The organism is Pseudomonas sp. 67(2021), assembly GCF_017491835.1.
Classification (GTDB): domain Bacteria; phylum Pseudomonadota; class Gammaproteobacteria; order Pseudomonadales; family Pseudomonadaceae; genus Aquipseudomonas; species Aquipseudomonas atacamensis.
In genome coordinates, this window is the sequence record NZ_JAFGYL010000030.1 from 19,381 (window position 1) to 41,432 (window position 22,052).

Sequence of the window (22,052 nt, forward strand, 5' to 3'; positions counted from 1 at the left end):
TATAGCGTCGCAAAGGCGCAGTTTACCGGGCGCGGCCGATTTGCGGCAGGCCGCGCAGGATACCAAGTCAGCCCCCACGGCAGAGACATAAATATCTACCGCACGGGGGGCGCTTGCTGCTGATTTGCTGAGGGTTCCTCCCAACGCCAAGGAATGGCCATGCATTTGTCTGAAGCACCCCCATCGGCAATCCCGGATGACGCAACTGACGCGCACCATGCGGACGAGCATTATCAACCACTGAAAAACGCGATTCCCGCCTGGCTGGGCGACACTTCAGCCACTCGGCGAGAAGCACTGAAAAGCAGCCTCCCGCAACAGCCGGCCGCGCTCAAGAACGCGCCAGCCGAACAGCACGCGCTGATGAAAAGCCTTGGGGCGGCGCATATCAGCGCCCAGAGCCGGGTCGATAAAAGCCTGGAGCACTTGCAGGACGCTGCGGCCTTCGCCGAGCCCCTGCTCAAGGCCGAGCTGAAAAGCTGCTTCGATCTGGAACTGGATGTCAGAAACACCTACGTGCGCCTGTACATTCCCGCCACCACCCCGTGGTTTCCGATCCGCACCGGCGCCCGCGCCTGGTCCGTGTCACTGCTCGAGGCTGCGCTGCATAACTTCGAAGACAGGGAAACCGAAGACAACGCCTTCGAAGCCGAGTCGACATTCACCAGCGCCCCCTCGGCCACAGGGCAGTTTGAAACCCTGCCCGAGATCAAGGCGAAACTGAGCATTTCCGCTTTCACCAAACTGTGCCGTCGACTGGATATCGGCGCCCAATACAAAGCCAGTCTGGAAGACAATCTGGGCTATTCCGATCCGATGGTCGCTTCGGTCTTGCGCGGCAAAATCGACGCCAGCCAGAAGGCCGCGATGAAGTCTGCCCTGCAATGGGCGCGGATGAACCGCGATGTCTCGGAAAACGCGTTACGCACGATCGAGGCCATGCTCGACGGCGTGAAAGGCCTGCATGTGCATGGCGCCCCGCTGCTGTGTCATGACATGACGATGCTTTGCGCACCGCTGACCGGCATCGTGGTATTCGCCCCGGACCTGTACATGACGCGCAATGCCGCGCGCGTCGTTGCCTACGTCCCGGATGACCCCGAACATCCGTTCAAGGAGTACGCCTCGCCATTGGAAATGGTCGTGGAACTGACGCGCCAGTTGCGCTCCAGGGACTATCAGCAATTCTTCAGCCGCTTCGTCAACCACGACCAGCGCGGTTTCTTCTTCAGCACTCTCAACAGCCGGCTGAGTGAAATCCGCTGGCATCCGCACGAACCCGGCGACCCGCTGCCGGCGTGGCGCGAAGCCCCGGTGGAGCGGCCCGATCTGCAGACTGCGCTAACGCCGTTTTACGACGATGTCTGGCAACACCTGTACCAGGCAAAGCTGAACAAGATTTTCAATGACGCCCGAACCATTGCCGTACCGACTGCCCTGGTTGATCAAAGGGCGCGCTGGGCATTCTGGGATTCGCTGGTCAACATCCTCTCTTCCATCGCCCAGACCGCCGCGATGATCGTCGCGCCCTTCGTGCCGGTGCTCGGTGAAGCGATGATGGCGTACATGGCCTATCAGATGCTCGATGAAGTATTCGAAGGCATTGTCGAGTGGGCGCAGGGACGCACGACCGAAGCGGTCGAACACTTGATGGGGACCGTGGAATCGATGATCCAGTTGGGCATGTTCGCCGTCGGCGGTGCGATTGGCGCGGCCGAGTTTCGCAAGGTATTGCCCAAGGAAATCGTGGCGTTCATCGACCGCTTCAAACCGGTACAACTGGCCAATGGTGACACCCGCTATTGGCAACCGGATCTCGAACGCTACAAACATCCGCAGCGCCCGACTGCCGATTCGCAACCCGATGCGCTGGGTCTGCATACCCATGAAGACAAGCGCCTGCTGCCCCTGGAGGACGCACATTTTGCAGTCAGGGAAAGTCAGGTGCCGGGGCAGTACCGCATCGAACATCCGAGTCGCCCCGACGCATACCAGCCGGTGCTGCGCCACAACGGCGAAGGCGCCTGGCACACTGAACTGGAGCAACCGCTGGAATGGGATGGCGCAACCGCGCTGCGCCGTATCGGCCCTGCGGTCGAAAGCTTGTCCGCGAGCGAGCGCGAAACCGTCCTGCAGATCAGCGGAACCAGCGAAGACGCGTTGCGCAAAATGCATGTCGAGCAGGAAAAGGTCCCGCCGCTGCTGGCCGACAGCATTCAGCGCTTCAAGCTTGATCAGCAGTTGCAACGTTTCATCGACCAGTTCGACAGCGATGACGCTGAAGTTTTTTCGCGCGCCGACCCGACCATGCAGCTGCAGGTGCTCAGCGAATACGGTCGCTGGCCAAGCGACAAATGCCTGCGTCTGCTCGATCGCCAAGGCGAGCAACTGTGGCAATCGTCTGCCGACACAACCCTGCCCGTGACCGAACTGCGCCAGGGCGAACTGATCGGTGGCGACGTGCTCAAAACCCTGCTCCAAACCCTCGACGAGACGCAGATCAAAGCCTTGCTGGACGAGCCCTTCGCCGGACCGACGCCGTCCATCGAGGTCCGCAGCCAGAACCTGCGCAAGCAAGTGGCGGACCTCGCCAGACGCAACACAAGCGCGCTGTTCGAGTCGCGTTATCAAGCCCTCCAGCACCTCGACGACCCGCTGGCGGCACGACTCAAGACCCACCCTCCGCAATTGCCGGCCAGCATTACCCGCGAACTGCTCGATACCGCGACCGGCAGCGAACTGTTGCAAATCAGCGAAGGACAGTTGCCCCCGCGCCAACAGACGCTCATGCAGATGGCCAGTGACGAGGTGCGCGTTGCCCGCGCATATGAGGGCCTTGAGCTGGCCTCGGTGAGCAACCCCGACTCTGACTCTCTGGCGCTGCACAGCCTCAAACTGCTGCCGGGCTGGAGTGGTGATGTGCGCATCGAAATCCGTGATGGGCGCTACGGGGGCACATTACTGGACACCATCGGCCGTGACGATGCGCCTGCACACAAGGTGCTGGTTCGCCGCGACGATGGCCAATATCAACCTTATGACGATCGTGGGCAGCAGCTGCACTCATTCACTGATTTCTATTCCAGCCTGTTGTACGCATTGCCCGACAGCGAGCGCCAGAGCCTGGACCTGCGCATCGGTCAGAGTCAGGCGCTGAAGGCGGCCATTCGTGAAGGTACGCTCGAGCGCCACGAGTGGCGTCAGGTGATTGCCGATACGCCGTCCCGAGCGCCGGCTGTCGACACCCTGCGCCTGCTCGGTACCGACGGTTACGCCCATGCTCCGCGTCCGCCACGCCCCGCTTACCAGCCGCACACCCTCGAAGAAGACATCCGCGTGCTCTATCCACGCATGTCGAACCATGAGATGCGCTTTCTCGCCGAAAGTATGCGCAGGAGTCCCGCAGGCCCGCGCGCAGAGATGCTTCGCTTGCAAAATGACTACTTGCAATTGCAGAACGAGCTGCATGTCTGGGCCAACAATCCGCCCGCCGTACACCCGGAAACCGGCACGGCGCTGACGCCGCTGGAGAAGCGCGCCGAACTCCAGAATCGCAGGCTGCTCAGGGAGCAATTGCTCAAAGCCTGGAGGCGGGAGCACGTCACGGGTATCAATCAACAGGGCTTCGCCGCCGGATACGCTTTGCGCCTTACACCGGCGGTGATGGGCGACTTGCCGGTGTTGTCAGCGGACTTCAGCCATATCACTTCGCTCGCCATTGATGGCAGCCCGATGACCACATCTGTCGACAGCTTTCTGCAGTCCTTCAGTCAGTTGCAGAATATTGATGCGCGCAACCTCAATCTGCCCAGCCTGCCGCAAGCACTGACTTCAATGCCCTCGCTGCGCGAACTGCGTTTACGCGATTGCCGAGTGAGCCTGACAACGGTCACAGAGTCGGTGCTGGCTTCCTTGCCCCAACTTACCCTGCTCGATCTGCAAGGCAATGCGCTGGGCTTGCCGCCGGACCTGCACGCGATGCCTTCGTTGCGCTACGTCAATCTGTCGGACACCGGCATTCATACGGTGCCCGACGATCTGCTGGATCATCCGCGATTGATCTCGGCGCAATTCGATCGCAACCGCATCACGCGGATACCGGAAAAGTTCTTCAACCTGGCCAGCTCCCTCAGCGACGGTTACACCTTTGCAGACAACCCGTTGACCGCGGCCTCTCGCGAACGGGTCAAAGTGTTTTACGAGCACACCGGCAAGCACTTCGGGGTCCGGCCTGTGCAGGAGGATCTGCAGCGCACCATCGCCTTGTTCCCTTCCCTTGACACCGAAGGCGCGACACGGGTTTTGTACCGATTGCCCGGGCCATTGGCCGAGTGCGGAGCACAGTTGTCACGCTGGGAAAATGAGCTCGGCGTTGTGAATCTCGAACTCAGCCAATGGATCAACCAGGCCGCCGTGACTGCCGCCGAATCGGGAGAACGTCTGCCGCTCGAGACGCAGACCCGCGAACTGGATGCCAGGCGAGACTTTGCGCAACAGATCGAACAATTCTGGCGCAGCCCGCCCACGTACCCGCGCCTTGAAGAACTCAGGGCAACGGCGGCCTTCAGTGGCGATATGCCGATACTCAGCACCGGTCTGGAGCGCGTTACCCGGTTGAACCTCGTTGGCAACGCCAATGTCACCGCCGCCCTGCGCTTCGTGGAGTGCTTGCCCAACCTTGCCAAGCTGAAAATGAGCGGCTTCGAACTGGAACCGCTGGCGCTTGGCGAAGCAAAACTGCCTCGGCTGACCGATCTGGAGCTGAAGAATTGTGGCGTGGTCATGACCCCGGAAAACCAGGCTGCGCTGCTGTCACTCACCGCTCTGGACACGCTGGACCTGAGCAACAATCCGCTGGGAACGTTCCCCGACCTGAACCTGTTGCCGGAATTGTTCCATCTCGACCTGTCCAACTGCGGGTTGACCGACGTTCCCGAAGGACTGAGCAGCCATCCGGGGTTACGAATCGCAGCCCTCTCGGGCAACCGCATCACGCAATTGCCGGAGGCGCTGTTCGACCTCCCCGCCGAGCGCAGTGACGGCATTGACCTTGCCGACAATCCGCTATCGGCAGCAACGCGCGATCAGATCAAAAACTACTTCCGCATCCATCGAAACGACTTTGACGTCCTGGCGCCCGAGCCGGATGTCAGCCTCGCCCGGCAACTGTTTCCCGGTTTGAACAAGCAGGAGGCCAGCGAGATGATCTACGACTTGCCCGGCAATCTGGGCGACAGCCGCAAACAGCTCCTTCGCTGGAAAGCGGAGCAGCAACAGATGCGCGATGACCTGACCCGCTGGGCCTCGGCAATTCCGTCCGCGCACCCGGTCACAGGCCAGGCCTTGAGCGTAAGCGAGCATCTGGCGCAACGATCCGCACGCTCGGACTTCAAGCTATTGCTGGAGGATTTCTGGAGCGAAAGATCGATGGGAAGCGGCAAGCGCAGCGCATTGTTTGCGGCAGACCTGAAGTTTCTCGGCGAAATGCCGCGCCTGAGTGTCAACTTCGATCACGTGACCAGCCTCAAGCTCACCGGCAACGTGACGACCGCCGGACTGGAGCCGTTCGCTGCCTTGTTCCCGAATCTTCAGACGCTGAAATTGAAAGCCTTCACGCTCTATGACATACCCTCATTCGTCGGCCGCCTGCAGTATCTCAAAGAGCTCAAACTGAATGACTGCGCGCTGACACTGTCACCTGCCGGGCAGCAACTACTCGGCACCCTGCCCGAGTTGCGGCTGCTCGATCTGAGCCACAACCCACTGTCAAACGCGCCCGATCTGACCACCCTGCCCAAGGTCACCAACTTTTTACTTGGCCATACCGATCTGACCAGCGTGCCGAAGGGCATCGCCGAGCATCCGCTGCTGCGAGAGCTCTCGCTTGCCAACAACCAGATTACCGAGCTGCCGGACGCTATCTTCAGCCTGAAGCCCGATAAGGCCGACGGCATCTATCTGAACGACAACCCTCTGTCGATAAATGCCCGCGAACGCGTCAAGTTCTACTACGCAGCACACGGGCGCAACTTCCGGATCAAGCCGCCATCGGCTGACATTGCCATGGCGCAGAGACTGTTCCCGCGACTTGGGGAAAACGCTGCGATCAACATGATTTATCGCCTGCCCGGGACATTACAGACCGGCACGGCGCAACTGATCAGGTGGGAGGGCGAAATCGCCCGCATGATTGGCGATCTCAACGCATGGCGTGAGCGTCTGCCAGTCAACAATCCATCGACAGAACGGCCATGGACTGCGCAGGAAAAAGCCGCAGAACTCGCCGAGAGACAAAAATTCAGCGAAAGCCTCGAACAACTGTGGCGCGGCAGGCGCACCGACAATTCAGCACTACGGTTCAACACCTTCAATGCCAATGCGGCATTTACCGGTGAGTTACCGCAATTGGCTGCCGACTTCAGTCACATCTCCCATCTCAGTCTGCAGGGCAATCCGGCACTGAAGGTTTCCGACGGTTTTCTCACCAGCTTCAGCGGATTGCAGGGCCTGGAACTGCAGGATTTTTCCCTGGGCCAGATGCCGCAAGCGCTGCAAAGCCTGCCGTCGCTGGAAACGTTGATGCTGAGCAAGTGCCAGATCACACTGGATCCTGCCGGACAAGCGGCCTTGTCCACGCTGACCCGCTTGAAATCTCTGGACTTGTACAGCAATCCGCTGCAGGTCTCGCCGGATGTGTCGGCACTGCAGAACCTGACGTTCATCGATCTGACCAGCACCGGAATCGATAGCGTTCCTGCCGGGCTGGAACAGCTGCCGCAGCTGGAAGTTGCATTGCTGAGCGACAACAACATCATCGAAGTGCCGACCGAGCTGACGCGTTATTCCGGTCGCGGCATGGAACTGGGTGCCAACCCGTTGTCGGTTGCTTCCAGAGAACGTGTCAAAGCCGCTTTCCAGGCCAAAGCCGACAATTTCGGTGTCTGGGTCCAACAGGACGACATCGATCTGGCGCAAAGCCTTTACCCGTCGCTGTCCGGCTTCGATGCCAACGATCTGGTCTACAAGCTGGCGGGTACGCTGGCCGATGGACGTCTTGAGCTGATGCGCCGCAAAACCGGCCTCACCAGCCTGCTCGAACGCCTGGATAGCTGGGCAAACGAGATCCCCAACGATCCTGACACGCAAATGCCACTGGCGAACGACGCGGCAGCCAGGGAAACACGCAATCGCCAACATTTCAGGCGAGATCTGGAAACCGACCTGCGCCGGGCGCCCACGTTCATCATGGACCCAAGAGTTACCTGCGACATTTCGTTCACCGGCGAGCTGCCGGCGCTGGCCGCAAGCTTCGACCATATCGAAGAGTTGCGACTGACAAGCGGAGCGTCCGCGCCGCCCAGGGTCGATCAATTGTTGGCGCTTTTTCCCAAACTCAAAAGCATCACCATCCGCAAATATCCGTTGCGCGAGGTTCCCCCCAGAATCTTCGGAATGGACAGATTGCACAGCCTGTATCTGCCTGGCTGTGAAATCACGCTGACTGCGCAGACCGCAGAAGCCTTCAGAATGCTGAGAAACCTGAGATCCGTGGACCTGAGCGACAATCCGCTCAACATGGCTCCGGATCTGAGTCATTTCCCGCAGATGACCGATGTGCGTCTGGGCAATTGCGCCTTGAGCAAGGTGCCTGATGGACTGTTCGAACTGCCTCGATTGATGTACGCGGACTTGTCCGGGAACGCGATTACCGAGTTGCCGGTCGGGTTTCCTTTACAGCCCGGCGAGGTGCTGACCGAATATGCCTTCGGCGACAACCCGCTGACCGCAGAAAGCCAGCAGCGCCTGCAGCGTTATGAGGCGGCGTATCAACTGCGCCTGGCGGAGCGACAGGCGAGCAACGACACCGTGTATCAGTCGTTTGAGGACTTCCATGATTTTTCCAGCAGCATCGACACCGATTGAACTCGGCCCGCGCTCAGCCACGCTCCGGCGGCACTGACGACAATTCGAACGGGCTGCTGCTGCGTCGCTGGTTGCGATCTTCCCGCGGCGTGGCACCGAAGAAATTGCGATAGGCGCTGGAGAAGTGCGGCCCCGAGGAGAAGCCACACGACAGGCCGATCTGGATGATCGACTTGCTGGTCTGCATCAACATCTGCCGGGCCTTGTTCAGGCGCAGTTCCAGGTAGTACTGGCTCGGCACGCGGTTGAGGTATTGCTTGAAGATCCGCTCCAGTTGCCGACGGGATACGCACACATGCTGGGCGATTTCGTCGGTGGTCAGCGGCTCTTCGATGTTGGCTTCCATCAGCAACACCGCCTGGGTGAGCTTCGGATGGCTGGAGCCGAGGCGATTCTGCAACGGGATGCGCTGACGCTCACCGCCCTCGCGGATGCGCTCAACGACCAGTTCTTCCGACACCGCACCGGCCAGTTCCGCACCGTGATCGCGGGCCAGCACCGCCAGCAACAGGTCGAGCACCGACATGCCACCGCAGGCGGTCAGGCGGTCGCGGTCCCAGTCGAACAGATGGCTGGTGGCGATGACTTTCGGGAAGCGCTCAGCGAAATCGTCCTGCCAGCGCCAGTGCACGGCGGCGCGATAACCGTCGAGCAAACCGAGCTGGGCCAGCGGATAGACACCGGCCGACAGACCACCGATCACGCAACCGGCACGCACCAGTTGCTTGAGCGCACTGCTCAGCGCCGGCGCCAGGTTGGTCGGCGGCTCGTCGGCGAGCAGGAACAGTTTCTGGAAATTCTCGAGCTTGCCGGCCCAGGGTTCGCCTGGCAATTGCCAGGCACCTTCGCTCTGCGGCTCGGCCTGCAAGAACGACAGTTCGTAAACCACGTCCGGGTGCACCCGCTGCGCAACACGCAAGGCCTCCTCCGCCAGCGCCAGCGTCAACGCTTTAGTGCTGGGCCAAATCAGGAAACCAATTCGATGGGCAGTCATGGGCGGGCAATCCGAAACGAACAACGGTGATGAAGGCATGGGCCAATGCTAGCCCGGAAATGAACACAAATCCTGAAACCGGTGAAGATCAGAATGTGGGAGCGAGCCTGCTCGCGAAGGCGGTGTACCAGTCAACATAATTGCTGGCTGTTCTACCGCTTTCGCGAGCAGGCTCGCTCCCACAGGGGATCTGAGCCAGCCAGAAGATCGCGAAGCATGACCTAATCTGGTGCACAACGGCAGCCCTGATTTATTTCAGGCTGCCCGACAGGAACTGCTGCAAGCGTTCCGACTGCGGGTTGACCAGCACTTCGCGCGGGTTGCCGCTTTCTTCGACGACGCCTTTGTGCAGGAACACCAACTGGTTCGACACTTCACGGGCGAAGCCCATTTCGTGGGTCACCACGACCATGGTGCGGCCTTCCTGCGCCAGCGCCTGCATGACTTTCAGCACGTCGCCGACCAGTTCAGGATCGAGGGCCGAGGTCGGTTCGTCGAACAGCATCACTTCCGGTTCCATCGCCAGCGCCCGGGCGATCGCCACGCGCTGCTGCTCGCCGCCGGACATGTGCCCCGGGAACGCGTCTTTGCGATGGGCCACGCCAACCTTGTTCAGGTAGTACTCGGCTTTTTCCCGCGCTTCGTACTTGGGTACGCCGAGCACGTGCACCGGTGCTTCCATGATGTTTTCAATCGCGGTCATGTGCGACCACAGGTTGAAATGCTGGAACACCATCGACAGGCGCGAACGCATGCGTTGCAGCTGCTTCGGATCAGCGGCTTTCAGCGCGCCGTCCTTGTTCGCCACCAGTTTCAGCTCTTCGTTGTTGAGCAGGATCTTGCCGGCGTGCGGCTGCTCGAGCAGGTTGATGCAACGCAGGAAAGTACTTTTGCCGGAGCCACTGGAGCCGATGATGCTGATCACATCGCCGGCGGCGGCTTTCAGGGACACGCCCTTGAGCACTTCGTGACTGCCATAGCGTTTATGCAGGTCTTGGACTTCAAGTTTGTACATGCGGTCGGTTCTCACAAAAACAGTCAGTCAGTCGTTGAGCAAGCGCCCGTGACGCAGCGCTTCGCGCCCCGCCACCTTGGCCAGCCAGAAACCGGGTTGGGCATAGCGCAGCCGTTCAATGGCAAACAGCACCCCGGACGTACCAGCACATACCGTGCTGACCCGATCGGACACAGGGTCGATCACTTGAAAAATCTCATCGCCCGCCTCGACCCATTCGCCGGGCCTGCGGGAAAAACTCACCACACCGGGGTGCGGCGCGAACAACAATTCGGTGCCTTCGAACGGCATGCCTTCGCACGGTTCGAAGGCCGGGTCCGGCCACTCGCCGGTGATCAGGCCTTGCTCGGCAAGGAACGCCAGAATGCCTTCGGCATAAGCCTCGGCTTCGACGCGGCCGGTGTCGGCCTGTCCGCCCAGCTCGATCGTCGTCGCCAGACACGCCAGCGGAATCTGCGCCTCGGGGAACTGCCGCGACAGGCGCAGCCAAGGCAACGAGCAGGCTTCGTCAAACGAGCTGCCGCCGGAATCTTCCGCGAGCAAACCAACCTTGACGTTCAGGTGCGCCGACAGCGAACGCCACTGCGGCCAGTGCTGCGGCAGCGCGTACATGTGCAGCGCGGCTTCGGCATCGCAGTGCAGATCCAGCACCACATCGGCGGTGCAGGCGTGGCTGAGCAGCACACGCTGCATGCCCTGCAACTGGCTGCCCGCTTCAGGCAATCCGGCCAAGTGGTCGGCCATTGCCTGGCGGATCAGGCGCACATTGGCGTGCGGATCATCACCGAGCTTGTCGCCCAGTGCCGCCGCCACCGGCGCGCTGAGCTCGACGAAATCACGGTTGAAATTCTTGCCGCTGCCCGCCTCGAAACGGCCCTGGAAATTGCCTTGCAGCAATTGCCCGAGACCGATCGGATTGGCCACCGGCACCAGCTCGATCACGCCGTTGAGCAAGCCTTGGGCTTCGAGTTCGCCGAGGCGCTTTTTCAGCTCCCAGGCGGTGCGCATGCCCGGCAGTTCATCGGCGTGCAGGCTGGCCTGGATGTAGGCCTTGCGCTCGCCGCTGCCGAAACGGAAAACCGAAACCTTGCGCTCGCTGCCCAGGTGGCTCCACGGCAATACGTGGTCGATGCGTTGCATATCAGTGCTTCCGTGGCGCGAGGTAGCTCAACCAGCGACGCTCGGCCAGCTTGAACAGCTTGACCAGAATGAAGGTCAGGCACAGGTAGAACACGCCAGCGGTGATGTACGCCTCGAACGGCAGATAGAACTGCGCATTGACGGTACGTGCCGCGCCAGTGATGTCGATCAGGGTCACGATCGACGCCAGACTGGTGGTCTGCAGCATCATGATCACTTCATTGCTGTACTGCGGCAGCGCGCGACGCAGGGCCGACGGCAGCAGAATGCGCTTGTACAGTTTGAAGCGCGACATGCCCATGGCCTTGGCCGCTTCGATCTCACCGTTCGGCGTGGCTTTCAGGCTGCCGGCGATGATTTCCGCGGTGTAGGCGCTGGTGTTCACGGCAAAAGCCAGGCAGGCGCAGAACGTTGCACTGGACAGCCACGGCCACAGGAAGCTTTCGCGTACTGCTTCGAACTGGGCCAGACCGTAGTAGATCAGGAACAGCTGCACCAGCATCGGCGTGCCGCGAATCACGTAGGTGTACAGCCACGCGGCGCCGTTGACGAACGGGTTTTTCGAGACGCGCATCAGCCCCAGCGGCAACGCCGCGAGCAAACCGAAGAACAGCGACAGCGCGAGCAGTTTGAGGGTGGTCAGCAGGCCGCCGAAGTACAGCGGCAGTGCCTCCCAGATGACGTTGTAGTCGAAGATCATAGATCAGCCGCCCTTACGCCTACCGAGTAGCGCTTCTCAAGGTGACGCAATGCCAGCAACGAGACACTGGTGATCACCAGATACATCGCCGCCACTGCGAGGAAGAAGGTGAAAGGCTCGCGCGTGGCATCCGCCGCCTGCTTGGCCTTGAACATCATGTCTTGCAGACCGACCACGGAAATCAGCGCGGTGGCCTTGGTCAGTACCAGCCAGTTGTTGGTGAAGCCGGGAATCGCCAGACGAATCATCTGCGGCACCATCACCCGGAAGAACACCTGAAAACTGCTCATGCCGTACGCCATGCCCGCTTCGGCCTGGCCTTTGGGGATCGCCATGAACGCACCACGGAAGGTCTCCGAGAGGTACGCACCGAAGATGAAACCGAGGGTACCGATACCGGCGGCCAGCGGGTTCAGGTCGATGTAGTCGTCATAGCCGAGCATCGGCGCGACGCGGTTGAGCAAGTCCTGACCGCCGTAGAAGATCAGCAGGATCAGCACCAGATCGGGAATGCCGCGGATCACTGTCGAATACAGGTCGCCCAGCCACGCCAGCCAGCGCACCGGTGACAGGCGCAACGCGACACCGATCAGCCCGAGAACGATGGCCAGAGCCATGGACGACAAGGCGAGCTGAAGCGTCAGCCATGCGCCATCGAGGATGACAGCCCCGTAGCCTTTCAACATGATTCAGGTCCTCGAAAGTTGGGATGAAAAAATGGCGCAAACCGCAGAGATTCTGTTGCTTGCGCCATTTCGGACTTGTCGCAGAGACGTCTTACTTGCCGTAGATGTCGAAGGCGAAGTACTTGTCCTGGATTGCTTTGTATTTGCCGTTTTCGCGGATGGCCGCGATGGCAGTGTTGATCTTGTCTTTCAGGGCGTCGCCCTTGCGCACTGCGATACCTACGCCGTCGCCGAAGTATTTGACGTCGGTGAAGGCCGGGCCAACGAATGCGAAGCCTTTGCCGGCGTCGGTTTTCAGGAAACCATCGTCCAGCAGGGTGGCGTCAGCCACGGTACCGTCGAGGCGACCGGCAGCCACGTCGAGGTAGATTTCGTTCTGCGAGCCGTACGGCTTGATCTCGGCGCCCAATGGAGCCAGAACTTCGCGGGCGAAACGCTCGTGGATCGAGCCACGCTGTACGCCGATGTTCTTGCCTTTCAGCTCAGCCAGACCTTCGCTGACCTGAGTACCGGCCTTCATGACCAGACGCGCCGGGGTGTTGTAGTACTTGTTGGTGAAGTCGACCGACTTCTTGCGATCTTCGGTGATCGACATCGACGACAGGATGGCGTCGATCTTGCGCACTTTGAGAGCCGGGATCAGACCGTCGAACTCTTGCTCGACCCACACGCACTTGACCTTCATTTCTTCGCAAAGCGCGTTGCCGATGTCGTAGTCGAAACCGACGATGCTGCCGTCCGGTGCTTTCGAAGCGAATGGAGGGTAAGCCGCTTCGATGCCGATCTTCACAGGTTTTTCGTCAGCGACGGCATTCAGCGACAGCACGGACAGTGCCAGGGCGCCAAGCAGCACAAGTTTCTTCATCTTGGGACTCCATCGGTAAAGGGCAAAAACGGCAGAGTGAGCGACAGCCCAATATGCGAATGGGTGAATCGGAAATCGGTTGCGCATCGGCGGAAATTTCCCGTTGAAACCGCAGGCGATTTCAACGTCAGCCACGATGAGCGAGTGATCGGCATTCTAACGACAGGCCCGAAGCCGATATTTCTTCAATGCGACAACTAATTACAGATGCACCGAGAAAGCGGTTTGAGCTCATTGACAGCCCTGCAATTTCATGCAAGAGCGAAAGACAGTGAACCGATACATATTGCAAGTTGCGGGCCCATTATTCGCAAACCCTTCTAATCCGGCAAGCGCAGCGTTATGTCTTATTTTTCAGCGGGGCTTTGGAGGCTCTAAAACGGCGCACCGCGTTTCCCTTCGCCCCGGTTTGGCGCGGGCGGTTACACATTGGGTTGTGGCGGGTAACAGCGGGAAAGGTCTGACGGTGCAGATCGATAATTATTGGTTGAGTCGCTGATCGTTCCCACGCTCCGCGTGGGAACGATCAAAAACCTGTGGGAGCTGGCTTGCCAGCGATGAGGCCAAATCCTACCCGCACAAAACCTGCAGACACAAAAAAGCCCTGTCCGGCGAAAACCGAACAGGGCTTTTCAGCACATCAAACCGCTACTTAAGCAACATTCATGGTCTTGTGCGTATCAATCAAATGCTGCACCACACCCGGATCCGCCAGGGTCGAGATATCGCCCAGCCCATCGTATTCCGCCGTGGCGATCTTGCGCAGGATGCGGCGCATGATCTTGCCCGAACGGGTCTTCGGCAGCCCCGGCGCCCACTGGATCACGTCCGGCGAAGCGATCGGGCCGATCTCCTTGCGCACCCAGTTCTTCAGCTCCAGACGCAACTGCTCGGTCGGCTCCTCGCCGTTCTTCAAGGTCACATAGACATAGATGCCCTGCCCCTTGATGTCATGCGGCACGCCCACCACCGCAGCTTCGGCCACCTTCGGATGCGCGACCATCGCGCTCTCGATCTCGGCGGTGCCCATGCGGTGCCCGGACACGTTGAGCACGTCGTCCACGCGCCCGGTGATCCAGTAGTAACCATCGGCATCGCGACGCGCGCCGTCACCGGTGAAGTACATGCCACGGAAGGTCTTGAAGTAGGTATCGACGAAACGATCGTGATCGCCGTACAGCGTACGCGCCTGGCCTGGCCACGAATCGAGAATCACCAGATTGCCCTCGGCCTCGCCCTCGATGATGTTGCCGAGGTTGTCGACCAGCGCCGGCACCACACCGAAGAACGGACGCGCCGCCGAACCCGGCTTCAGCGCGTGGGCACCCGGCAGCGGGCTCATCATGTTGCCGCCGGTTTCGGTCTGCCACCAGGTATCGACGATCGGGCAACGCGACTTGCCGACATTCTTGTAGTACCAGTCCCAGGCTTCCGGGTTGATCGGCTCACCGACCGAACCGAGCAGGCGCAGGCTGCTGCCATCGGCGCCTTCAACCGCCGCCTGACCCGAGGCCATCATCGCGCGGATCGCGGTCGGCGCGGTGTAGAGGATGTTGACCTTGTGCTTGTCGATGATCTTCGCCACCCGGGTGATGTCCGGGTAGTTCGGCACACCTTCGAACAGCACGGTGGTCGCGCCGTTGGCCAGCGGGCCGTAGACGATGTAACTGTGGCCGGTAACCCAGCCGACGTCGGCGGTGCACCAGTAGATTTCGCCTGGACGGTAGTCGAACACGCGTTCGTGGGTCATCGCCGCATACAGCAGATAACCGCCGGTGGTGTGCTGCACGCCCTTCGGCTTGCCGGTGGAGCCGGAGGTATAAAGGATGAACAATGCTTCTTCGGCGCCCATCTCTTTCGGCGCGCAAACGGTGCCCGCGACCTTCATCAGGTCTTCGTACCATATGTCGCGATGCTGGTTCCACTTGATGTCGCCACCGGTACGCTTGCACACGATGACTTTCTGGATGCTGCTGGTTTCCGGGTTGGTCAGCGCGTCGTCGACGTTGGCCTTGAGGGAAATCTTCTTGCCGGCGCGAATACCCTCGTCAGCGGTGATCACCACTTTCGAACGGCAATCGATGATGCGACCGGCCAGGGCTTCCGGCGAGAAACCGCCGAACACCACCGAGTGAATCGCGCCGATCCGGGTGCAGGCCAGCATGGCGACCACGGCTTCGGGAATCATCGGCATGTAAATGGTCACCACGTCGCCACGGTGCACGTCCTGACCGCGCAGGGCGTTGGCCAGTTTGCACACTTGCTCGTGCAGTTCGCGGTAGGTGATGTTGCGGCTTTCGGAAGGATCGTCGCCTTCCCAGATGATCGCGACTTGGTCGCCGCGCTCGGCCAGATGGCGGTCGAGGCAGTTGTAGGAAACGTTCAGGGTGCCGTCGGCAAACCACTTGATGTCGACATGGTGATCATCGAACGACGTCTGCTTCACCGTGGTGAAAGGCTTGATCCAGTCCAGACGCTTGGCTTGCTCGCGCCAGAAGCCGTCAGGGTTGACCACCGACTGCTGGTACATGGCTTTGTAGGTCGCCTCGTCAGTCAGCGTGTTTGCCAGAACCTCGGGACGAACGGGATACAGAGAAGCCGCACTCATCTTTCCTACCTCGGTGTAATAGTTGTTTTTGTATGACCCCGTTGTAGCCGGGTGGGCCCCATAGAACCATTCGACGATGGTTGTAGGAGCTGCCGAAGGCTGCGATCTTTTGATCTTCAAAGCAAGATCAAAAGATCGCAGCCTCGTTGCACTCGACAGCTCCTACAGCGGCCGCGCGAGGGATTGTTACCAAATATGCCAAAAGTGTTTATCAAAACCCGCTCTGTTTACCCCGGCCCCACCGCCCTAAAATTCACCTCGCCAACAAGGCAACCGCGATTAACAACGTTACAGCCCCCACGAAGGCCGTTAATCCAGCTCTCCAAGTAACGCATCAAATACTCAAGCTCCACACGCAACCCTAAAAAGGTTGCGTGACCCCACTCGACCTCAAAAAGGTGAATTAGAAATGAAAGCTTTATTGGTTCTGGCCCTCAGCAGTCTGTGCGCAACCGCCATGGCAGATGAGGTCCCGACTGATGTCGCACAGCAACAACCGGTCATCGAGGAATACACTTACTCCACGCATCTGGACATCGCCAAAGTTGTATCGATGAGCGACGTTCCGAATGTCTGCGAAGTAGTACCGGCAAAAATGGAATACGACGACTCCAAAGGCCAACGCCACATCCTGCGCTACAGCATCATGGGCAACGGCTGCACGAACTGAATCAGACTGCACCGAATCGGATCGTTCAGCGCTACATTGAGGGTCGATTCCAGCCCGACTTCGGTCGGGCTCAGTTGTGTCTGGAGCCGTGAAAAACGCTTGCAAAACACTAGATATAGTGAAAAACCCACTTTTCTGGCTATTTTTTAAACAAAAAAACACCTGCCAAAAAATTAACGAAAAAAAATCTGCCGGGGTCGACTCCGCGCAAAGCCCTGTAATCCCTCGGTCGGATCGAAATCCACCCCCTCCTCGGCCTCGCCATGAGCCGATTCGCCGCACCACGCCGGTAAAAATTTCCCTATAATGCCGCCCTATACGGGTCAGCAATATTCCCTTACAGGGAGCAAAAGCCATTCTGAAGCCCCGCAACAGTGCCAGACGCTGATTGCGACCATCAGAGGCTCTCGGAACCCGTCAAAATTTCTGTTTATTTGCCTGCGTGCATCGCTGCAAAAAACGACATCCAACGCGGCTTGTTTGGCCGTGTGAAAAACCAACCCATCAGGTTTCACACGGGCACAAGCCCTCACGCAGGAGACGACACGTCATGCTGAGCTGGGACGAATTCGATAAAGAAGACAGTGAAGTCGCAACCGTGAAAGGCGCCAACGCCGGCCACGCAAGCGAAGCCAACATGGACCGCCTCGACAACGCCGGCGGCGCCGCAGCGCTGGAAGCCCGCGCCGTCACCGCCGACGACTCGGCCGCCGTGGCCCGCGCCAAGGCTGCACTGAACTCTCTCGACGTCGCCGAAGGCCTCGCCGAACTCGAAGGCGCCTCCGCCCGTGTCGCCGTTGACGAAAAGCGCATGATCAACTGCCGCGCCGACCTCAACCAACTCGTACCTTTCAAGTACGACTGGGCCTGGCAGAAGTATCTGGACGGTTGCGCAAACCACTGGATGCCGCAAGAAGTCAACATGACCGCCGACATCGCCCTCTGGAAAAACCCGGAAGGCCTAACCGACGACGAGCGCCGCATCGTCATGCGCAACCTCGGCTTCTTCTCCACCGCCGACTCCCTGGTTGCCAACAACCTGGTCCTGGCCGTGTACCGCCTGATCACCAACCCGGAATGCCGCCAGTACATCCTGCGCCAGGCTTTCGAAGAAGCGATCCACACCCACGCCTACCAGTACTGCATCGAATCGCTGGCCATGGATGAAGGCGAAATCTTCAACATGTATCACGAGATCCCATCGGTCGCGAAGAAAGCAGCCTGGGGCCTGAAGTACACCCGCTCGATCTCCGATCCGAAGTTCGAAACCGGCACCCCGGAAACCGACAAAGAGTTGCTGCGCAACCTGATCGCCTACTACTGCGTTCTGGAAGGCATCTTCTTCTACTGCGGCTTCACCCAAATCCTCTCCATGGGCCGCCGCAACAAAATGACCGGCGTCGCCGAGCAGTTCCAATACATCCTGCGCGACGAATCCATGCACCTGAACTTCGGCATCGACGTGATCAACCAGATCAAAATCGAAAACCCGCATTTGTGGGATGCTGAGATGAAGGAAGAAGCGACCCAGATGATTCTGCAGGGTACCCAGCTGGAGATCGAATACGCACGCGACACCATGCCTCGCGGCGTACTGGGCATGAACGCGGCGATGATGGAGGATTATCTGAAGTTCATCGCTAACCGTCGTTTGAGCCAGATTGGTTTGAAGGAAGAGTACCCAGGGACGACTAACCCGTTCCCCTGGATGAGCGAGATTATGGATTTGAAGAAAGAGAAGAATTTCTTTGAGACTCGGGTTATTGAGTATCAGACTGGTGGGGCGTTGAGCTGGGATTGATGTAATAGACTAAAAAAATCCGCCGGAAGGCGGATTTTTTATGCCCACCAAAAATCTAATACATATAATTCAAAGACCTTATATTCATAACTTTCTCTATCCCTGTTTCCCTCAAAGCCTGAGTAAGGGCGCGATGAAGCAATGATAGACTAGGAACATCATAAGTAGCCCTACCATATGCCCTCTGACTCCTGTATTTCATGAGCAACGTACTCCTAGAAACATTAAAAGGAAAAGAATGACTACGATTAAAGCCGTGACTCGACAAAAGCTTACTTCTAGCTCTTACTGCCCGGTGCACTGCTGAAAGCAGCCAACCATCAAGCATTTTTAACTGATCAACGTCCGAAACAAGCGGATAATAACTCATCAACCCCTTAAAATAAATACGCCTGGTACGACCATTAAGATAATTTAGAATCTGCTCTGAAGTTAACCCTCCATATAAATATCTTCGAATTTCAGCCATCGCACTGAGCAACGCCTTATCTCGATTGTTCGCCGGTATTATTAACGCCCTGAGCGGTCGCGCTTTGAGTGGCTGCAGCAAGTGCTTTGACAATATATAGGCAATTTGAGCCTTAAGCTTAGCGACAGAACTTTCTTTTATAGAAACACTTCCAAGCGACAATGAATAACCGAGAAAATCAATTTTTTCCTTAGATGACATCTCCGCGGGCAAACCTTTTCTTTTCAAAAGATTTATTCCTGCGGACTTAGCAGTATTAATTTTAATATTTGCGACTCTAGAGAATTCGTCAAAACACTCGAACGCTTCGCAAATTTTCGCATAATCCTGGGACCAAACGATCGTATCATCAGCATAACGCGCAAACTTCACGCCGCAGCGCTCTAGCTTTTTGTCCAGCGCCCAACACACTAAATTTGCAAGGAATAACGAAATTGACGTTCCTTGTGGGATCCCCACTCCCCCATGCGAACGCAGGAATGCCTTAATTACTTGGAGGTCATCTGCACTGACCATAAACCCGTTGCACTTAAGTTGCTCGAGCAAATACTCATGATTAATTGATCCAAAAAAATCAGAAAAATCAAATTCCGCCACAAATACTCTTGACAAGGAGTTCAAATCAACAGCGATATCCTGAATTGCAAAATGGACGTTGCGGTCGTCTCTGTACGCATATGAATAGGAGCTAAATCGATGCTTATTTTTCTGTAGAAGTCCCGAGTAAAAAAGTCTCGACATCGCGGCATCAGGAACCTGGTAAACAGAAATCTTCCGCTTCCCACCACCACTCTTGTCTATTTCCTGCGTAAATGGAGAATTAGGCTCGTAAGTATTTTCACGTATTTTCTTCGCAATCGACTTCGCTATACTTGACGCTTTCCTGCGAACATAAAATGGATTATGAAGATTGCCTTCCCTCCAAGCCTCAGGCACTTTAACGTTTTTTGGGGGAGTGTCTTTCAGACGACTCTTCTTTCGAGAATGTTCTAAATGAAGAGTATTGTGATATTGCTGATAGCGATCAATTAACTTTTTCGCTTCGAGCTTTATAGCTTCTTTAATTCTTAGTTCTAAGTCCATTTTCACCTATCCCATAACAAAAAACCCAAGCTTTCGCCTGGGTTTTCCACGGAGCCGACCTAGTAAAAATAATTATCCAACCTCTTCCACAGAGCTGTGGATAAACTCTGCGGCCATAAGGGCTAGGCCCTATCTGGCGGTTCCGTTCTCTCCCTTGGAAAGTGGCCGAATAGTAGCACCGCAAAATCTCCTCGTCGATACTACTTTCTGATTACGGGATGCCTCAAATGCACGTGATAAATAGTTTATTGACGATAGAGGTAAAAAAAATCTAACCTCTCAGTTGGTGCCTAAGAAACACCACACACAGCGGATCGTCCGCACCCGACAGTAGCGGCTTTTTTGTGCCTACGGTTTCCCCGTGCGCATCAAAAAACTCTGTTATGCCGGGAGTGGGCGAATACAAGACCCGAAAGGGGAATATGTCCGGCCCTCTGTGTGGGGTTTCTTAGCTCCCGGCACCCAGCCTTAAGAAAGCTGACATCACACAGAGGTAAAGGATATGCCTAAAAATGTCTCCTTCGGTACAAAGGTAATTGGCTTCTACCGCGCCGCCGTCTGCAAGCTTCCAGTTCTGGAGGCTTACCATGTCTGAGGCCCACACCCCCGCACTATTCACCCGCCACAACCTCTCTCTCCACGCTCTCCTCCTTGAAAACCAACCATGGTTCTGCGCCCGCGATCTCGGCCGTTTGATGGGTGTCCATCTGAGCGAACGCATGGTCAACAAACTGGACAAGGATCAGCGTCGCGTTTTGTGGATCGAGTATTTTCGGCAACCCGAAAAGCAACTGATGCTCAGCGAATCCGGTGTGTACGCTCTATTGGTGTATCACTACGTGCCCGGGAATCGGTTGTTGCGTGAGTGGCTGACTCATCACGTTGTGCCAGCCCTGCGCGATGCAGAGCACTCGGGACATTCAGATCGACCGATGCTGAGTTTGTTGGATTGGCCGGAGATGTCGTTGAGTTTGTTGCATTGGCAGGATGAAGGTTGGATTCGGCTGCGGGACATGCCTTATCTGTTGAGCGATCAGACACCACGAAAAGCGATAGCGACGAAACCTTGGTGGCGAAGGCTCGCTCAGGCGTTTCAGCCGTCGAAGCATTCGATGGGGTGAGCGATGCGTTTGTAGGATCACATGCGAGATCCGTCGCTATTTTTTGTAGGAATTTTCGTAGACAGTAGTAATGGCCACTCAGTATCGTCCGAGGGTTTTCAACCCTCGGCGATTTTATGAGCGACAAGAAAAAAGACACTGACTGGACTGTTGCTGAGATTGAGGCAGCGGTTGACACCTATCTCAGAATGCTTGATTTAGAGCTAGCGGGTCACAAATTCAACAAGGCACATGAGAATCGCGAACTACGCGCATCAGCCTTGTCGACTCGTACAAAAGGTTCTGTCGAATTCCGAATGCAGAACATTTCCAAAGTCCTGATGACGATGGATCGGAAACCCATTAAGGGTTACAAACCCGCAAAAAACGTTGGTTCGAATGTTGAGCAGTTAATTCGAACAGCTCTCACAAGTCGCGGCTTCCAGCCGGGAGACCCTGCTATTCCGACAGCCGACGAAGAAACACTAGAGCGTCGCGCTGCTGCAATTCAGAAGAAGCACATAAAAGAGCCGCCGAAAGGCATAAAGAAACCAAAGAAAGCGTCGAGTACTCGCACGGTTTACGTTCGCGATCCCGAGGTTAGAGCCTGGGTTCGAAATGAAGCTGAGGGGCATTGCGAAGGCTGTGGCGACCCGGCTCCGTTTCAAATGCATGATCTGCCGTTTCTAGAAGTCCATCATGTCAAACCACTTGCAGATAAGGGTTCGGATCAGGTCTCGAACGCTGTAGCACTTTGTCCGAATTGCCATCGTCGTTGTCACCATTCGAATGATCGCGTGGCGTTTACAGCTTCGCTTTATCAAAGGGTAAAAAGGCTGATTCCAGAAAAATAAAACTCTGTGACTTGGAGAGTTTTTGCTGCTGAGTGGGTGTCTGGATTCGGTATTGAGTTGATACCTCCAATTCGCCAGCAGGCTGCCTCCCACAGATTCCGCATCATCCTGAAAACAATCAGTGCAACCCGCGCCGCCTCCCGC

Annotated in this window: 13 protein-coding genes; 5 read left to right on the top strand and 8 right to left on the bottom strand. The window is 57.5% G+C overall.

The features are described from left to right. Positions 1–159: 159 nt before the first annotated feature. Positions 160–7,923 (top strand): DUF6543 domain-containing protein, encoded by a 7,764-nt coding sequence (locus J5M66_RS24830; RefSeq protein WP_207807940.1) that lies wholly within the window; start codon positions 160–162, stop codon positions 7,921–7,923. A gap of 13 nt (positions 7,924–7,936) precedes the next feature. On the opposite strand, the gene argR is transcribed toward J5M66_RS24830, so the two are convergent. The 7 genes from argR to acs all read right to left on the bottom strand — a co-directional run bounded on the left by argR (position 7,937) and on the right by acs (position 15,931). Further along, complete coding sequence (gene argR, locus J5M66_RS24835) at positions 7,937–8,917, bottom strand: GlxA family transcriptional regulator (protein ID WP_207807939.1); 981 nt, start codon at positions 8,915–8,917, stop codon at positions 7,937–7,939. Positions 8,918–9,167: 250 nt separating this feature from the next. Further along, complete coding sequence (locus J5M66_RS24840; protein WP_007912705.1) at positions 9,168–9,932, bottom strand: ATP-binding cassette domain-containing protein; 765 nt, start codon at positions 9,930–9,932, stop codon at positions 9,168–9,170. Between the two features lie 27 nt (positions 9,933–9,959). Further along, the gene (locus J5M66_RS24845) at positions 9,960–11,072 is read right to left on the bottom strand and encodes a succinylglutamate desuccinylase/aspartoacylase family protein (RefSeq protein WP_207807938.1); all 1,113 of its coding nucleotides are present in this window, start codon (positions 11,070–11,072) and stop codon (positions 9,960–9,962) included. Between the two features lies 1 nt (position 11,073). Further along, positions 11,074–11,772 (bottom strand): ABC transporter permease, encoded by a 699-nt coding sequence (locus J5M66_RS24850; protein WP_122507650.1) that lies wholly within the window; start codon positions 11,770–11,772, stop codon positions 11,074–11,076. Then, positions 11,769–12,458, bottom strand: a complete 690-nt coding sequence (locus tag J5M66_RS24855; RefSeq protein ID WP_016773583.1) for an ABC transporter permease — start codon at positions 12,456–12,458, stop codon at positions 11,769–11,771. Before J5M66_RS24855 ends, J5M66_RS24850 begins: the two co-directional genes overlap by 4 nt. 91 nt (positions 12,459–12,549) lie before the next feature. Then, complete coding sequence (locus J5M66_RS24860; protein ID WP_024014020.1) at positions 12,550–13,323, bottom strand: ABC transporter substrate-binding protein; 774 nt, start codon at positions 13,321–13,323, stop codon at positions 12,550–12,552. A gap of 652 nt (positions 13,324–13,975) precedes the next feature. Continuing rightward, positions 13,976–15,931 carry an acetate--CoA ligase gene (gene acs, locus J5M66_RS24865; protein WP_016773581.1) on the bottom strand — a complete coding sequence of 652 codons (1,956 nt, stop codon included), beginning with the start codon at positions 15,929–15,931 and terminating at the stop codon, positions 13,976–13,978. 409 nt (positions 15,932–16,340) lie between these two features. Between acs and J5M66_RS24870 the strand changes: the two genes are divergently transcribed. Then, positions 16,341–16,601, top strand: a complete 261-nt coding sequence (locus tag J5M66_RS24870) for a DUF2790 domain-containing protein (protein WP_024014021.1) — start codon at positions 16,341–16,343, stop codon at positions 16,599–16,601. A gap of 550 nt (positions 16,602–17,151) precedes the next feature. Then, positions 17,152–18,402: a ribonucleotide-diphosphate reductase subunit beta gene (locus J5M66_RS24875; protein WP_016773579.1), complete on the top strand. Its 1,251-nt coding sequence runs from the start codon at positions 17,152–17,154 to the stop codon at positions 18,400–18,402. Between the two features lie 55 nt (positions 18,403–18,457). On the opposite strand, the gene J5M66_RS24880 is transcribed toward J5M66_RS24875, so the two are convergent. Continuing rightward, positions 18,458–19,954, bottom strand: a complete 1,497-nt coding sequence (locus J5M66_RS24880; RefSeq protein WP_122612060.1) for a reverse transcriptase domain-containing protein — start codon at positions 19,952–19,954, stop codon at positions 18,458–18,460. 587 nt (positions 19,955–20,541) lie between these two features. On the opposite strand from J5M66_RS24880, the gene J5M66_RS24885 reads away from it, so the two are divergent. Both J5M66_RS24885 and J5M66_RS24890 read left to right on the top strand, forming a co-directional pair. Beyond that, positions 20,542–21,075 (top strand): Bro-N domain-containing protein, encoded by a 534-nt coding sequence (locus tag J5M66_RS24885; protein ID WP_122612059.1) that lies wholly within the window; start codon positions 20,542–20,544, stop codon positions 21,073–21,075. 116 nt (positions 21,076–21,191) lie between these two features. Further along, positions 21,192–21,908: an HNH endonuclease signature motif containing protein gene (locus tag J5M66_RS24890; protein ID WP_122612058.1), complete on the top strand. Its 717-nt coding sequence runs from the start codon at positions 21,192–21,194 to the stop codon at positions 21,906–21,908. The last annotated feature ends 144 nt before the right edge of the window (positions 21,909–22,052 follow it).